General features: G+C 66.4%; 13 protein-coding genes. 9 read left to right on the plus strand and 4 right to left on the minus strand.

The genetic code is table 11. The features are described 5' to 3' along the window. Positions 1–48: 48 nt before the first annotated feature. The gene (locus tag WQQ_RS11965; RefSeq protein WP_007185440.1) at positions 49–1,278 is read left to right on the plus strand and encodes an HPP family protein; all 1,230 of its coding nucleotides are present in this window, start codon (positions 49–51) and stop codon (positions 1,276–1,278) included. On the opposite strand, the gene WQQ_RS23030 is transcribed toward WQQ_RS11965, so the two are convergent. Both WQQ_RS23030 and WQQ_RS11975 read right to left on the minus strand, forming a co-directional pair. After that, positions 1,227–2,309 (minus strand): phospholipase A, encoded by a 1,083-nt coding sequence (locus tag WQQ_RS23030; RefSeq protein ID WP_050997672.1) that lies wholly within the window; start codon positions 2,307–2,309, stop codon positions 1,227–1,229. The two genes, WQQ_RS11965 and WQQ_RS23030, sit on opposite strands and share 52 nt — an antisense overlap. A gap of 70 nt (positions 2,310–2,379) precedes the next feature. Further along, positions 2,380–2,988, minus strand: coding sequence for a type IV toxin-antitoxin system AbiEi family antitoxin domain-containing protein (locus tag WQQ_RS11975; protein ID WP_007185441.1), 609 nt, complete (start codon positions 2,986–2,988; stop codon positions 2,380–2,382). 163 nt (positions 2,989–3,151) lie between these two features. Between WQQ_RS11975 and WQQ_RS11980 the strand changes: the two genes are divergently transcribed. From WQQ_RS11980 to WQQ_RS12015, 8 genes are all read left to right on the plus strand, one after another. Continuing rightward, positions 3,152–4,909: a monovalent cation:proton antiporter-2 (CPA2) family protein gene (locus WQQ_RS11980; protein ID WP_007185442.1), complete on the plus strand. Its 1,758-nt coding sequence runs from the start codon at positions 3,152–3,154 to the stop codon at positions 4,907–4,909. Between the two features lie 87 nt (positions 4,910–4,996). After that, the gene (locus WQQ_RS11985) at positions 4,997–6,280 is read left to right on the plus strand and encodes an adenylate/guanylate cyclase domain-containing protein (RefSeq protein ID WP_007185443.1); all 1,284 of its coding nucleotides are present in this window, start codon (positions 4,997–4,999) and stop codon (positions 6,278–6,280) included. Between the two features lie 71 nt (positions 6,281–6,351). After that, on the plus strand, positions 6,352–8,523 hold the full coding sequence (locus tag WQQ_RS11990; RefSeq protein ID WP_007185444.1) for a RelA/SpoT family protein: 2,172 nt from the start codon (positions 6,352–6,354) through the stop codon (positions 8,521–8,523). A gap of 61 nt (positions 8,524–8,584) precedes the next feature. After that, positions 8,585–10,381 carry an ABCB family ABC transporter ATP-binding protein/permease gene (locus tag WQQ_RS11995; RefSeq protein WP_040454074.1) on the plus strand — a complete coding sequence of 599 codons (1,797 nt, stop codon included), beginning with the start codon at positions 8,585–8,587 and terminating at the stop codon, positions 10,379–10,381. Positions 10,382–10,454: 73 nt separating this feature from the next. Further along, on the plus strand, positions 10,455–11,306 hold the full coding sequence (locus tag WQQ_RS12000; protein WP_007185446.1) for a lysophospholipid acyltransferase family protein: 852 nt from the start codon (positions 10,455–10,457) through the stop codon (positions 11,304–11,306). A 2-nt stretch (positions 11,307–11,308) separates the two neighbouring features. Next, positions 11,309–12,355, plus strand: a complete 1,047-nt coding sequence (locus WQQ_RS12005; protein WP_007185447.1) for an SDR family oxidoreductase — start codon at positions 11,309–11,311, stop codon at positions 12,353–12,355. 125 nt (positions 12,356–12,480) lie between these two features. After that, the gene (locus WQQ_RS12010; protein WP_007185448.1) at positions 12,481–13,002 is read left to right on the plus strand and encodes a Dps family protein; all 522 of its coding nucleotides are present in this window, start codon (positions 12,481–12,483) and stop codon (positions 13,000–13,002) included. Positions 13,003–13,156: 154 nt separating this feature from the next. After that, positions 13,157–14,170 (plus strand): ABC transporter ATP-binding protein, encoded by a 1,014-nt coding sequence (locus WQQ_RS12015; protein ID WP_007185450.1) that lies wholly within the window; start codon positions 13,157–13,159, stop codon positions 14,168–14,170. 28 nt (positions 14,171–14,198) lie between these two features. Here WQQ_RS12015 and WQQ_RS12020 read toward each other — a convergent pair whose 3' ends face one another. Further along, positions 14,199–14,987: a M48 family metallopeptidase gene (locus tag WQQ_RS12020; protein WP_007185451.1), complete on the minus strand. Its 789-nt coding sequence runs from the start codon at positions 14,985–14,987 to the stop codon at positions 14,199–14,201. A 54-nt stretch (positions 14,988–15,041) separates the two neighbouring features. Further along, positions 15,042–15,680: a pyridoxamine 5'-phosphate oxidase gene (pdxH, locus tag WQQ_RS12025; protein WP_007185452.1), complete on the minus strand. Its 639-nt coding sequence runs from the start codon at positions 15,678–15,680 to the stop codon at positions 15,042–15,044. Positions 15,681–15,858 lie beyond the last annotated feature (178 nt).

The following is a 15,858-nucleotide window of genomic DNA, read 5'->3' on the forward strand; positions in this document are numbered from 1 at the left end:
GCGCATTCACCCGTGCGGTCAGCGGCGCGCACACGATCGGAAGTCGGCATGAACAAGTCCCGCATGGCATGGCTCGAAAGCCTGCTGCCCACCCAGACTTCGGTGAGCCAGGCCGAGCGCCTGCGCTCGGGCCTCGGCGCCCTGCTAGGCGTGTTGCTGACCGGGCTCGCGAGCGCCTGGGCGCTCGGCTTTTCGAGCGCGACGGCCTGGCTGATCGCGCCGATGGGCGCCTCGGCCGTGCTGCTGTTCGCGGTGCCGGCCAGCCCGCTCGCGCAGCCCTGGTCGGTGATCGGCGGCAATGTCAGTGCGGCGATCATCGGCGTGAGCTGCGCGCGTTTCATTCCCGAACCGCTGCTCGCCGCGTCGGTCGCGATCTTCGCCGCCATCGGCACCATGTTCGCGCTGCGTTGCCTGCACCCGCCGAGCGGAGCGGTGGCGCTCACGGCGGTACTCGGCGGGGCCGCCGTTCGCGAGGCCGGCTACGGCTTCGTGGTCGCGCCGGTGCTGCTGAACTCGGTGCTGATTCTCGCCGTGGCGATGATCTACAACCGCCTCGTCGGCCGGCGCTATCCGCATAGCCAACGCGTGGAAGCGGTGCAGGCGCACGGCACCGCCGATGCCGTGCCGAGCGCCCGCCTGGGTTTCTCGCTCGACGATCTCAAGGGCGCGGTGCGCAGCGTCGACCAGGTGCTCGACATCAGCGTCGACGATCTCGAAGACCTGCTGCGCCGTACCGAGCAGCGCGCGTTCGCGCGCCGCTTCGGCCAGACCGTGTGCGCCGACATCATGTCGCGCGACGTGATCGCGGTGGATTTCGCCACGCCGCTCGCCGAAGCCTGGGCGCTCATGCAGCGGCACGCGCTGCAGGCGATGCCGGTGATCGATCGCGGTCGCTTCGTCATGGGTCTGGTCACGCGCACGGATTTCTTGAAGCACGCCGACCCGGCCGAATTCCCGGGGCTGGGCCAGCGCCTGCGCCGCTTGCTCAAGCGCACCGAAAGCCCCTACACCGACAAGGCCGAGGTCGTCGGCCAGATCATGCAGGCGCGCGCGAAGACGGTGCCCGACAGCCTGCCGATCGCCGAACTGGTGCCGCTGATGTCCGATGCGGGCCTGCACCAGATCGCGGTGACCGACGAGCGTCGCCGGCTGGCCGGCATGGTCACGCAGACCGACCTCGTCGCCGCGCTCTACGACATCAGCCTGCTGCGCGACGCCGCCAACGATCAGCGCGAGAACGCGATGCCGAGGCCGACGCGCGTGACCGAGTCGTTGTAGTCGAGCAGGCTTTCGCCGTAGCCCTGCCAGACATAGAGCTGATAGAACATCGAGCCGTCCCTGGACGGGATCGTGTAATTGAGGTTGAACGCGCCGTGGCCGGTCTCGGGGTTCATGCGGACCATCGTGTGGATCACCTGGCCCTTGCCGATCTGGCGCTGGAAATGCAGCTCGCCGTAGCCGTAGTGATCGATCAGGTCCGGGTTGTCGTCGCCCTTGGGATCATCGGGCGTCTTCTTGTTGTCTTCGGGAATGCGGTACCAGGCCTTCGCGTAGATCAGCAACTTGCCCTTGGCCCGGAACGGGGCGAAGTACACGCGGTTCCAGGAGCGTGACAGCGGCACGTCGTGGCCATTGGATTCGTGCTCGATGCCGACGTCCGCCCCCCAGTAGTTCCATTGTTTCGGATCGGGCGTGAAGCGGTAGAACAGCTCGGGGTTGTAGTCGGTTTCGCGGAACGGGCGCGAGCGGTCGGCATCGTAGACCTGCCAGAACGATTTCTGGCTGTAGCCGAAGTAGAGCGGCATGCCGAACAGCCGCGCCTTGGCGCTGATCGCGAACAGCACCTCGGTTTCCTTGCCGTCGTAGTCGCCGCTCCAGGTCGCCGGCAGAAAGTACATCGGCTTGTGCGTCGACAGGCCCTTGCCGACCGAGACGATCGAATAACCGTCGCCGTCGTCCCCACGCAGCCGCGAGAAGAAATCGCGCTTGGCGAGCGCCTGCGCCTGCTTCTGTTCGGCGGTCGGGTGGGCTGGGTCTTGCGCGCAGCCCGCGCAATCGCCGCCGAGGATCGGGCTGATCGCCTGCGGCTTGACGGCGCTGGCCGGCGGATCGGCGGTGATGATCGGATCGGCAGCGGCGGGATGATCGGTCAGCGGAGGCGTGGGTGCGCCCTGGGCGGAAACGAGTGCGGGAAACAGGCCGAGTGCAGCGATCAGCAGAGAGCAGCGGATCGCAATGAAGCGCCGGGTGAGCTGCCGCGCTCCGCAGCATGTGCCAGAGCGGTGCCCGGACTCCTCACGTACCGTCAAGTACGCTCCGGCCCCTGCGCGCCGTCCTCGCGCATCCTGCGTTCGCTCACGACGCCCAATCAGCGCTTCATCAAGAGGCCAGCGCATCGACATACGGCTTCATCACCCTTTCAACCCGGCACAGCTTGGCGAAATACCAGAGCTTGTCCTTGTGCACCTTGTGTGCGAGGAAAGCCGCGCGCAGCGCGTCGACCGCAATGTGCGGGCCGATCTTGTTGCGGAACTTGAACAGATCGGCCAGCGTTTTTTCGAGACTGTAGATGTTCACCTCGACGCCTTCGATCAAATGCGTCTCGACGCCTTCGGTGAACGCCGGGCCACCGAGACGGGCGACCTTGACCTCGGGATAATCGAGCCGCGGCCTCGCGGCACGACGCTCGATGGCGATGTAGACCTCGTCGGTGAGCTGTTCGGCCAGGCCGTGGAACGCGAGAGCGGAACGCAGGCAGATGACGCCGTTGGGAACCGCGCGCCCGGCGACCGCGAGCGTCAGATGCGGGGTGACGACCTTGTCGGCGAGCACGTAGCTGCCGCGTCCCACCTTCTTGATTAATCCCTTGTCGCACACACGTCGCAGGTACTCGGCTTGAATGCCTTCCGCAGCCAGATCCTTCGGACGCAGCACGCCGAGCTTGCCTGCAAGCTCGACGATGCGATCGGATTTACTGGGTTCATCCATTGAGAACGCTAGGCGAGTGTGTGCAAGCGTAAAATTGTTTTAGGAACTGTTTATATTTGATAACAAGTTCAAAAGTATTGCAAGAGATTGCGGTAACTGATTAATTCTAAATAGATTGTCCTCTGTTCAGGTTTGCCGGACGGAGATTTTCGGGGAAGTCTGGATGCTGGTGAACGTGGCGCTTTTCCTGACGGCGGCGGTGCTGTTCGTCCCATTTTTCAAGCGCTTGGGTCTCGGCGCGGTGCTCGGCTACCTGTGCGCCGGTGTCGTCATCGGTCCCTGGGGATTGGCGCTCATCGCCGATGTCGAATCGATTCTTCACGTCGCCGAATTCGGCGTGGTACTGCTGCTGTTCGTGATCGGTCTGGAACTGCAGCCTTCCCGTCTGTGGCGTTTGCGTTCGACGGTGTTCGGCACCGGCGGCCTGCAGGTCGCACTCAGCACGCTCGCCTTGTTCGTGATCGGCTGGGCCTGGGGTATCGCGCCGGTGACGGCGTTCATCGCTGCGTTCGGCCTGGCGATGTCGTCGACCGCGTTCGTGCTGCAGATGCTCGCCGAGCGCGGCGAACTCAGCACGCGTCACGGACGCTCGGCGTTTGCGATCCTGCTGTTCCAGGATCTGTCGGTGATTCCGTTTCTGGCGCTTGTTCCGATGCTCGCGATGGGCAGCAAACCCGACGTGCATTCGCCCGAGCTGTGGATCGGCACCGCCAAGGCGGTCGGCGCGATCGCTGTCACCGTGATCGGCGGTCGCTACCTGCTGCGTCCGGTGCTGCGCTGGTTCGCCAAGACCGGTGTTGCCGAAGTGTTCACCGCGGCCGCGCTGCTGGTCGTCGTCGGCACCGCGCTGGCGATGGAGTTCGTCGGACTGTCGATGTCGCTCGGCGCTTTCCTGGCCGGCGTGCTGCTCGCCGATTCGGAATATCGCCACGAACTGCAGGCCGACATCGAGCCGTTCAAAGGCCTGCTGCTCGGTTTGTTCTTCATCGCCGTCGGCATGTCGGCGAACGTCGGGCTGGTGGTGGAGAGACCGCTCGACGTGATCGGCGTGGTCGTCGTGCTGATGGTGGTCAAGGCCGCGGTGCTCTACCTGGTCGGCCGGCTCTCCGGACTCGAAGCGCACGCCTCGCGATCGCTGGCCCTGGCACTGTCGCAGGGCGGTGAATTCGCCTTCGTGCTGTTCGGCGTCGCCGCGAGCTCGGGCGTGCTCGACACGCCCTTGCGCGAGCTGCTGATCGTCTCGGTGACCTTGTCGATGATCGTCTCGCCGCTGCTGTATTCATTGCACGCGCGAATTCAACCCACGCGAGAGCCGGCGCCCTACGATGTCATCGATGTCGCCGCCACCCAGGTCGTGATCGCCGGCTTCGGACCGTTCGGCCAGATCATCGGCCGTATCCTGCGCGTGAAGCGCATCAGCTACACGATTCTCGACAAGAGCGCGGACAACGTCGCGTTTCTGCGCCAGCTCGACATTCCGGTGTTCTACAGCGATGCCTCGCGTACCGAGGTGCTGCGGGCTGCGCATGCGGGGCAGGCCAAGCTGTTCGTCGTCGCGATCGCCGACCGGGACGAATCGCTGCGCGTGGTCGAGGCGGTGAGGAAGCTCTATCCGGGCCTGCCGATCATCGCCTGCGCGCGCACGCGCCAGCACGCGCTCGAGCTGCTCGATCGCGGCGTGCAGCAGGTGATCCGGCGCAGCTATCTGTCGTCGCTCGAAGCCACGCGCCAGGTGCTCATGATGCTCGGCGAAAGCGAGGGCCAGGCGCAGCGCTACATCGATGCCTTCCGCCAGCACGACAGCAAGGTGCTGCTGCGGCAGATGGCCGAGCCACGCGATGAGCTCAACGTGCTCAAGAGGGCGCGCGAAGGCGCTCGCGAGCTGCAGGAGCTGTTCGATGCGGACGCCGGGCAGAAGTAAGTCGTTGGCTGTACGGCGCTGTCCGCTCGTCGGGCGCAATCGCATAATGCGGCGAACCGAGCCTGGGCCGAGGAGCCGCGGGACGTCATGGACTATCTGATCCCGTCGCTGCTGGTCTCGATCGTAGCCGTCGGCATGGCGCTCGCGTTCCTGTCGGCCGACCGCAAGTCGGGCACCTCGCGCGCCTTGGCCCTGGCGCTCGCCGCGACCGGCCTGTCGATTTTCCTGAACGGCTATCTGGTTCCGGGCGCGCACGAAAACCCGGCCTGGTCCGGCTGGCTGGCGCTGCCCGAGACCATCGCTCTGATCGCGATGCTCGAATGGCTGCTGCGCGTGCGCCGTACGATGCCGGTTCCCGAAGGTTTCGATACGCGCGTCGGCGACCGGCTGCAGCGGCTCGGCCAGTTCAGCGCCGTCGTCTACCAGCTGTTCGCCTTGATCTGGCCCGAGATCCGGGCGCACCAGTTCCTGCATCTCAAGAGCTTCGACACGATGTCGCAGGGCGGCTTCTGGCTGTTCGCCACGCCAGTGCTGACCACCGTGCTGTGCGGGCTCGGCTCGCTGTTGCTGCTGCTCAATCGCCGGCCGGAACTGGCCGAGCGCATCCGCCTGCTCGCGTTCTCCGGCGCGGTGCCGTTCTGCGTCGCCGGCCTGGTGCTGCCGGCCGACATCGGGCCGATCTCGATCGTCGTCGGCGAGATGATCCTGCTCGTCGGTGCCGTGCACTACCACGTGCTGCAAGGCCAGCGCGGCCTGTTCATGTCGCGATTTCTGTCGCCCGAGGTGGCCCGGCTGGTGTCGCACGCCGGGCTGCAGGCGGCGATGCAGGAGCGCCAGCTCACGCTGAGCGTGGTCGCCTGCGACCTGCGCGGCTTCTCGCGCTTCGCGAGCGAGGTGCCGTCGGGCCGCGTGATCCAGGTGCTGCGCGAGTACTACGACGCGGTCGGCCAGGTCGTCGCCCAGTACGGCGGCACGATCAAGGACTACGCGGGCGACGGCGTGCTGGTGCTGGTCGGCGCGCCGATCGCGCTGCCCGACCATGCGGCGCGCGCGGTCGCGCTGTCGCATCAGCTGCGTGCCGCCTGCGAAGCGCTGGTTCCGCGCTGGGCCGCGCTCGGACCCCGGCTCGGGCTCGGCGTCGGCGTGGCCACCGGCAGCGTCACCGTCGGCGTGATCGGCGGCAGCGCGCGGCTCGAATACACCGCGGTCGGCGCGGCCGTGAACCTCGCGAGCCGGCTTTGCGAGCAAGCCGGAGACGGCGAAATCCTGATCGACCGGCAGACCATCCAGCTCGCCGGAGCCGAGGCGCAGGAGCGCGCGCCGATCCGCTTCAAGGGCTTCGACGAGCCGGTGGCGCACTTTGGCGTCTGAGGCCGGTTCGGCGATATCGTCGATTGTTGCGAAGCGGTCGTGACGGCGGCTTGCGCTGCTAGACTCGGAGCATGGAACTGCCCGTCATCCATCGTCTGACCACCGCGCTGCACAAGCGCCAGGTGGCGCGCGAATTCGGTATCGATTCGCTGGTCAAGGTGCTCGAGGACTACATGCCCGAGGACCAGATCGCCGACGTGCGTCGGGCCTACGAATTCGGCGCCAAGCACCACGCCGGCCAGAGCCGCAAGTCCGGCGAGGCCTACATCTTCCACCCGCTCGCGGTCGCCCGGATTCTCGCCGACCTGCGCATGGACGCGACCACGCTGATCGGCGCGATCCTGCACGACGTCATCGAGGACACCGAGGTCTCCAAGGAGCGCGTCGCCACCGTGTTCGGCCAGGACGTGGCCGATCTGGTCGAAGGCGTGACCAAGATCGGCAAGGTCGAAGGGCTGTCGCGCGCCGAGTTGCAGGCCGAGAGCTTCCGCAAGCTGCTGCTGGCGATGACGCAGGATCTGCGCGTGATCCTGGTCAAGCTCGCCGACCGCCTGCACAACATGCGCACGCTCGAAGCCAAGGAGCCCGCCAAGCGCCGGCGCATCGCCGAGGAGACGCTGTCGATCTACGCGCCGATCGCGCAGCGCCTGGGCATCCACACGATCCGCACCGAACTCGAAGACCTGTCGTTCGCCAACATGCATCCCGAGCGCGCCCGCGTGCTCGAGAAGGCGATCGACGAGCAGATCGGCGATTCGAAGAACCTGATCCGCGACGTCGAGAGCAAGATCGCCAAGGCGCTGCGCGAGGAAGGCATCGGCGCGACCGTGGTCGGGCGCGAGAAGAACGTCTACAGCATCTACCAGAAGATGCGGCGCAAGAAGATGCGCCTGCTGCAGGTGATGGACCTGCTCGGCTTTCGCGTGATCGTCGCCAAGCTCGACGACTGCTACCGCGCGCTCGGCGTGGTGCACCACGTCTACCGCCCGGTGCCGGGCGGTTTCGACGACTACATCGCCAATTCCAAGTCCAACGGCTACCAGAGCCTGCACACCACCTGCATCGGGCCGGGCGGGCACAAGATCGAGGTGCAGATCCGCACGCGCGAGATGCACCACATCGCCGAGAGCGGCATCGCCGCGCACTGGCAGTACAAGCTCGGCGGCAAGGACGGCGGCTCGGCGCCGCAGGCGCGCGCCACCGAATGGCTGCGCAGCCTGTTCGACACCGTCGGCACCGCCGGCTCGCTCGATTTCATCGAAGGCGTGAAGGTGGACCTGTTCCCCGACGAGGTCTACGTGTTCACGCCCAAGGGCCTGATCCGCCGGCTGCCGAAGGGCGCGACCTCGGTGGACTTCGCCTATTCGGTGCATTCCGAGCTCGGCGACCGCTGCGTCGCCGCGCGCATCGACGGCAGCCTCGAGCCGCTCAATACGCCGCTGCGCAGCGGCCAGACCGTCGAGATCATCACCGCGCGGCATGCGCGGCCCAACGCGGCCTGGCTCAACTTCGTCAAGACCGCCAAGGCGCGCAGCCACATCCGCAATTTCCTGCGCAACCAGCGCGAGGACGAGGCCGTGCGCCTCGGTCGCCGGCTGCTCGAGATCGCCATGCGCGATCTCGGCGTGCCGCTCGCCAAGCTGCGCGAGGAGGCCGCCGAGCCGGTGCTCAAGGCCTACAACCTCAAGGACATGGAAGAGCTCTACGCCACCATCGGCACCGGCGAGCGGCTCGCCCCGCTGGTGGCGCGGCACTTCCTGCCCGAGCACAAGGGCGGCGTGGCGACCGGCGACGGCGAGGCCTCGAGCGCCGCGCCGCTGGCGATCGAAGGCACCGAAGGCCTGGTCATCGACTACGCGCGCTGCTGCCGCCCGATTCCGGGCGATGACATCCGCGGCAACGTCTCGGTGGGCCGCGGCATCGTGATCCACCGCATCGACTGCAAGCACGCCAAGGCGCGTCCGCAGGACTGGGTGCCGCTGATCTGGTCGGAGAAGGTGCAGGGCGATTTTTTGTCCGAGATCCACGTGCTCGCGCAGAACCAGCGCGGCCTGCTCGCCAAGGTCACCGCCGAGATCACGCGTGCCGAGGCCAGCATCGAGAACGTGCAGATGCCGGACCGTGCCGGTAGCGACACCATCGAGATGCGCTTCATCATCGCGGTGAAGTCGCGCGTGCACCTGGCTCAGGTCGTGCGCCGCCTGCACCGGCTCAATGGCGTGACCAAGGTGGCACGCGCCTGAGGGCTCTATCTCCGATCAGCCGCGCCGGCGGAAATCGGGCGCGCGCTGTCACAATGGCCCGATGCCACGCCCGAACCGATTGCCCGAGTCGCCTGCCGGCGACGACCCCCACGCCGACTGGCGGCTGATCTACCAGCTGCTGCCGCACCTGAAGGATTTTCCGGGGCGCATCCTGCTCGCGCTCGGTTGCCTGATCGTCGCCAAGCTGTCGGGCGTGGCCCTGCCGATGCTGCTCAAGCACATCGTCGACGGGCTCGATCAGAGCAAGCACACGATCGTGATCGTGCCGCTGTCGCTGCTGCTGGCCTACGGCTTCGCGCGCTTCGTCAACGTGCTCATGAGCGAGCTACGCGACGTGGTGTTCGGGCGCGTGGCCGAGCGCGCGATGCGGCGCGGGGCCCTGCAGGTGTTCCGCCACCTGCATGCGCTCGATCTCGACTTTCACCTCTCGCGGCGCACCGGCGGGCTGTCGCGCGACATCGAGCGCGGCGTTGCCGGCATCAGCTTCCTGCTGCGCTTTTCGCTGTTCAACATCATTCCGACCGTGCTCGAACTGGCGCTGGTGGCCGCGATCCTGCTCGTCGAATACGGCTGGGTGTTCGCCGTCATCACCGCGGTGGCGGTGCTGCTCTACGTGGCGTTCTCGATCACCGTGACCGAGTGGCGCACGCAGTTCGTGCGCAAGGCCAACCAGCTCGATTCCAAGGCCAATACGCGCGCGATCGACTCGCTGCTCAACTACGAGACCGTGAAGTATTTCGGCAACGAAGCCCACGAGGCCGCCGAATACGATCGCTTCCTGTCCGATTGGGAGCAGGCCCAGCAGCAGAACCGCCTGTCGCTCGGGGCGCTCAACGTCGGCCAGTCGCTGATCGTCGCGGGTAGTCTGACCGCGATGATGGTGATCGCCGCGCAGGGCGTGGCGCGCGGCGGCATGACGCTCGGCGATTTCGTCGCGATCAACGCCTATGTCGTACAGCTGTTCATTCCGCTCAATTTTCTCGGCTTCGTCTATCGCGAAATTCGCCGTGCGCTGACCGACATGGGGCGCATGTTCGGCCTGCTCGACGTGCAGCCGAAGGTGCGCGATCAGGCGCAGGCGAAAACCTTGCGCCCGGGTTCCGCCCAGGTGCGCTTCGAGCACGTGGGCTTCGGCTATTCGCCGCAGCGGCCGATCCTGAAGGACGTCAGTTTCGAGATCCCGGCCGGCCAGACCGTGGCCGTGGTCGGGGCGAGCGGAGCCGGCAAGAGCACGCTCGCCAGGCTGCTGTTCCGCTTCTACGATCCGGGCCAGGGCCGCGTGACGATCGATGGCCAGGACTTGCGCGAAGTGACCCAGCAGAGCCTGCGGTCGGCGATCGCGGTGGTGCCGCAGGACACCGTGCTGTTCAACGACACGCTGCTCTACAACCTGCAGTACGGCCGTCCCGAGGCGACGCGCGAAGAGGTCGAGCAGGCGGTCCGGCTCGCGCATCTCGATGGCTTCATCCGCCAGCTGCCCGACGGCTACGCGACCCTGGTCGGCGAACGCGGGCTCAAGCTTTCGGGCGGCGAGAAGCAGCGCGTCGCCATCGCGCGGGCCCTGCTCAAGAACCCGGCGATCCTGATCTTCGACGAGGCGACGTCCTCGCTCGATTCGGCGTCCGAGCGCGCGATTCTCGCGGCGATCGAGGAAGTGGCGGCCCAGCGCACCACGCTGGTGATCGCGCATCGGCTGTCGACCATCGTGCATGCCGACCAGATCGTCGTGCTCGAACAGGGCCGCGTGATCGAGCGTGGCCGGCACGACGATCTGCTCGCCGCCAACGGGGCCTACGCGGCGCTCTGGCGTTTGCAGCAGCGCCAGCAGCTTGCTTGAGCGCGGCCTTCACGCGCTCCCGCTTTTGGCATAACGTCGAGCCGCGTCGCACAGAAGCGCCAATAAAAACCTCATGAACCTGCTCGACTCGATCAAGAATCTCGCTGCAGAAGGCCCCAAGTCCGCACTGCTGGGCGCGCTCGTGACGCCCGAAATCGAACACTGGATGGAGCGCATGCCCAAGCCGGTCGGCAGCTTCGGCTACGACCCCTGGGGCTATCACGAGAACCAGGCCAAGGTCGGCCTGGCGATCGCCAAGCTGCTGTACGACCATTATTTCCGCGTCACCGCGACCGGGCTCGAGAACGTGCCGGCGCGCGGGCGGGCGCTGCTGATCGCCAACCATTCGGGCCAGCTGCCGATGGACGGTATGATGATCTCGGTGGCGGTGGCGACCAATCCGCATGGGCCGCGCGCGCCGCGCTCGATGATCGAGCGCTTCTTTCCGACCGTTCCGTTCGTCGGCAATACGCTGCAGGCCTGGGGCTCGGTGATCGGCGATCCGGTCAACGCGGCCAAGATGCTCGAATCCGACGAGCTGCTGATCGTGTTTCCCGAAGGCGTGCGCGGCTCGGGCAAGCCGTATTCGAAGCGCTACCAGCTGCAGCGCTTCGGCAATGGCTTCCTGCACCTGGCGATCGCGCACAAGGTGCCGATCATTCCGGTGGGCGTGGTGGGCTGCGAAGAAACCATGCCCTCGCTGTTCAACCTGTCTCCGGTCGCCAAGATGCTCGGCATTCCGTACTTCCCGGTGGGGCCGCTGATGCCGCTGCCGGCCCGCGTCTACCTGAACTTCGGCGAGCCCTTGCGCTTCAGTGGGCTCGTCACCCGCGAGGACGAGGTACAGGCCAAGGTCGAGCAGGTGAAGGACGCCATTCGAGGGCTGATCGACCGCGGGCTGCAACAACGCCGGAGCGTGTTCTGATCATGGCCACCAGGACCAAAGCCAAAACCAAGTCCGGAACCGATGCCGGCTCCGCCGGTGCGCCGCAGGCAGAAGCTACGCAGCCCACGCGCCGCAAGTCGCAGGCGCGCAAGACCGTGCTCGTGACCGGCGCCGCCGGCTCGCTGGCCAAGCGCGTGATCCATCGGCTCAGTTCGAGCTGCAAGGTCATCGCGGTGGATTTCCGCCACAAGGTCGAGCTCGAAGCCGGCGTGCGCTCGTACAAGGTGCAGATCCACAAGCGCGATTTCGAGGATGTGTTCCGCCAGCACAAGATCGACGCGATCATCCATATCGGCCGCATCTTTCCGCACGAATCCGACCGCCACCGGCGCTACAACGCCAACGTGCTCGGCATGAAGAAGCTGCTCGAGCTCGCCAAGCGCTACGGCGTGGGCCAGGTCATCGTGCATTCGACGTATTTCGTCTACGGCGCCTCGGCCTACAACCCGGCCTTGCTCGACGAGGACCATCCGCTCAAGGCGGCCGAGGTGACGCAGGAGCTGGTCGATTCGGTGGAGCTCGAATCGCTCGCCCACATCTACCTGTGGAAGCATCCCGAGCTCAACATCACCATCCTGCGGCCCTGCAACGTGCTCGGCCCGGGCGTGCGCAACACCATGAGCCTGCTGTTCTCACGCAAGATCGTGCCGGTGCTCATGGGCTTTTCGCCGCTCATGCAGTTCCTGCACGTCGACGACATGGCCGACGCCATCGTGCTCGCGTTCCAGAAGAACAAACCCGGCATCTACAACGTCGCGCCGGATGATTGGGTCGCGTACCAGGAGGCGGCCGAGCAGTGCGGCTGCCAGCGTCTGCCGCTGCCTTCGGTGCCGCCCGCGGTGCCCAGGCTGTTGAGCAACCTGCTCAACTGGAACGCGTTCTTCCCGGCTTATCTGATCAGCTACTTCAAGTATCCGGTGGTGCTCGACGGGCGTCTGTTCCGCGAGACCTTCGGCTGGAAGCCCAAGCGCACACCCAACGACATCTTCAGCTATTACCGCAAGCAGAAGGCGATACTGTCGCTTTGACACCAATCAACATTTCTTCAACGTCCCTCCGATAGAGTGACGCAATCGAGACATCAAGCAAGTTCAATTTCATCCATCGGGGCCGGCGGCGTAAGCTGGCTCGACTTCAAACAAGGAGATGTGAGATGAGCAAGAAGGGCAAGGTGGCCAAGGCGGAACTGAAGATCGACTCCAAGGCCCCGAAGATCGAGATCGGCATCAGCAAGGATCATCGCGCCGAGATCGCCGCCGGCCTGTCGCGCCTGCTCGCCGACGAATACACGCTGTACCTGAAGACCCACAACTTCCACTGGAACGTGACGGGTCCGATGTTCAACACGCTGCACCTGATGTTCGAAACCCATTACACCGAAGCCGCGCTGGCCGTCGACCTCGTCGCCGAGCGCATCCGCGCGCTGGGCTTCCATGCGCCGGGTTCGTACAGCCAGTACGCCGCGCTGGCCTCGGTCAAGGAAGCGACCAACGTGCCGGAGGCGATGGAGATGGTGCGCCAGCTCGTCGCCGATCACGAGACGGTGTCGCGTACCGCGCGCAGCCTGTTCCCGGCCGCCGACGAGGCGCACGATGAACCGACCGCCGATCTGCTGACCCAGCGCATGCAGCTGCACGAGAAGACCGCGTGGATGCTGCGCAGTCTGCTCGAGTGATCGGGTCGGAGGGCATCGAAGATTGAATGTTTCGGCCGGCGATCGCCGGCCGAAGCGTTTTGGCAGGCGCGCTCCGTTCGACGATGCAATAAATCTTCTGCGATGTATCGACGACAGCGAGAGCGGCCTCGCTCGACGCTAAAATACGCGCCGAATGAACGCTCCCGCTCCGCTGTTGGCCGTCCGCCGCCTCAAGGTCCATTACCCGTTGCGGAGCTGGATTCCCTGGCGCAGCGGGGGTGTCGTCCGCGCGGTCGACGGGGTCGACCTGAACCTTTATCCGGGCGAGACGCTGGCCGTCGTCGGCGAATCGGGTAGCGGCAAATCGAGCCTCGCCAGGGTACTCGCCGGCCTGCAGCCGGTTACCTCGGGCGCGATCGAATACCGTAGCGCCGACGGCACGCTGCACGACCTCGCCAGGCTCGACAGGAAGGCCTGGCGCCCGCATCGGCGCGAGATCCAGCTGATCTTCCAGGACCCGCAGGCGAGCCTGAATCCGCGCATGAAAGTGGGCAAGGCGGTGGCCGAGCCGCTCAAGGCCTTGTATCCGGAGCTGTCGAAGGCCGAGCGCGAAAGCCGCGCGTTGGCGATGCTCGAACGCGTCGGCATTTCGGCTGACTTAGCCCAGCGCCTGCCGCATGAGCTGTCGGGCGGGCAGTGCCAGCGCGTCGGCATCGCGCGGGCGCTGGTGGTTCGGCCGCGCGTGCTGATCTGCGACGAGCCGGTGTCGGCGCTCGACGTCTCGGTGCAGGCGCAGATCATCAACCTGCTGATGGAGCTGCAGGCCGAATACGGCCTGGCGATGATCTTCATCGCGCACGATCTGGCGGTGGTCCGGCACCTGTCGCAGCGCCTGCTCGTGATGTACCTCGGGCGGATCATGGAGCAGGCCGAGACGCCGATGCTGTTCCGCCACGCCGTGCATCCGTACACGCGCGCCCTGCTCGCGGCGATGCCGGCCGACGATCTGGCGCAGGAGATCGATCGCAGCGCCACGCTGCTCGACGGCGAAGTGCCGAGCCCGCAAAGCCCGCCGCCGGGCTGCGTGTTCGTGACGCGTTGCCCGATGGCCGATCAGGCCTGCAACCGCTCGGTGCCGACCTTGCGCCGGGTTTCACATGGCGGCCACGCGGCCTGCCATTTCGTCGGGCTCGCGACTCCGGTCTAGCCCGGCTGAAACCCGCGATGCACCCGGACTACCGGCAGTTGGGGCGCACGCCCGAAGCGCGCGCCTGCTGGTAAACCGGCTCGTCCTGCGGCAGGCGCTTGCTGAGGTCGTGGATGCGGGTTTCGTTCGACGGGTGAGTCGACATGATCTGCGCGGGCTTCTGGCCGCCGAGCTTGGACATGTTCTGCCAGAGCGCGATCGAAGCCGACGGATCGAAGCCGGCCTTGGCCATCAGATCCATGCCGAGCAGGTCGGCTTCGGATTCGTGCGAGCGCGAGTAGGGCAGCAGGAACAAGGTCTGGGTCACGCCGCTGAGCGTCTTCGCGTCGATGCCCGAGTAGGCCGAAGCCACCGCGGTGCCGAGCGAGCCGACCGCATTCGACGATACGCGTTCGGCCGAGTGGCCGGCGAGCACGTGGCTGACTTCGTGGCCGATGACGGCCGCGAGCTGATCCTGCGTGGTCGCCACCTTGAGCAGGCCGGTGTAGACGCCGATCTTGCCGCCCGGCAGCGCGAAGGCGTTGACGTCGTCGCTCTGGAAGGTCACCACCTCCCAGCTCGCGGGTACCGGCACCTGCCAGTTCATCGACGGAATCACCCGCGTGATCGCGTTCGAAACGCATTGCACGTAGGCGGAAGTCGCGGTGTCCTTGGTCGCCGGCGTCTTCTGCTTGAGCTCCGCGAACGACTGGATGCCCATTTTCGAGACTTCCGAATCGGACACCAGCTTGAGCTGGTGCCGGCCCAGCGGTGAAGTCGCGCAGGCGACCAGGGAGGCGGCGACAGCGAGCGAAATGGCGAGTTGGGTGCGGGTCATGGGTGCTTTGATCGGGTGCGGCGGGGACGGATTCGAGTGTGCCAGGGCCCGGGGTCAGGGCTCCAGCCGTTCGATCTTCCAGCGGTCGCCGATGGCGAGGTAGCGCAGGCGATCGTGCAGCCGGCCGCCGCGGCCTTGCCAGAATTCGACCGATTCGGGCTGCAGCCGGTAGCCGCCCCAGCAATCGGGCATCGGCACTTCCTTGCCTTCGAGCGCCTTTGCGTTGGCTTCGAAGCGGGCATCGAGTTCCGCGCGCGTGGCGACCACTTCGGACTGGCGCGAGGTGACCGCCCCGATCTGCGAATCGCGGAAGCGGCTCTGGAAGTAGCGCTGCGCGTCCTCGCGCGCGAGCTTCTCGACGCGGCCTTCGATGCGCACCTGGCGTTCGAGCTTGTCCCACCAGAACACCAGCGCGGCCTGCGGGTTTTCGGCGAGCTCGCGGCCCTTGTGGCTTTCGTAGTTCGTGTAGAAGCAGACGCCGCCCTCCTTGTAGCCCTTGAACAGCACGATGCGCGCCGACGGCCGGCCCTGCGCATCGGCGGTCGCCAGCGTCATCGCGCCGGGTTCGATCATGCCGGCGGCGCGCGCGGCCTCGATCCAGCTGTCGAGCTGGGCGAGCGGATCGGCCAGCAGGTCGGCCTCCTCGAGTGGCGGATTGCGCGTGTACTGCGGGGGAGTCGAGGGCTGGGACATGAGTCGGAGCAACTGGAGGCGGGCTCGGGGCGCCAAGCCTAGCGAAAAACGTCGGCGAGCAAGATGAATATGCAAACGGCGACGACGCTGCACCGTCGCTGCCCGCAGATTCGCCGAGTCCGCCACTGCGCCGTGCGCCTTTTTTTAGCGCTCTGGGCCGGCCAGCGGCCGGCGTCGG

This window comes from Hydrocarboniphaga effusa AP103 (genome assembly GCF_000271305.1).
In the GTDB taxonomy this organism is placed as follows: Bacteria; Pseudomonadota; Gammaproteobacteria; order Nevskiales; family Nevskiaceae; genus Hydrocarboniphaga; species Hydrocarboniphaga effusa.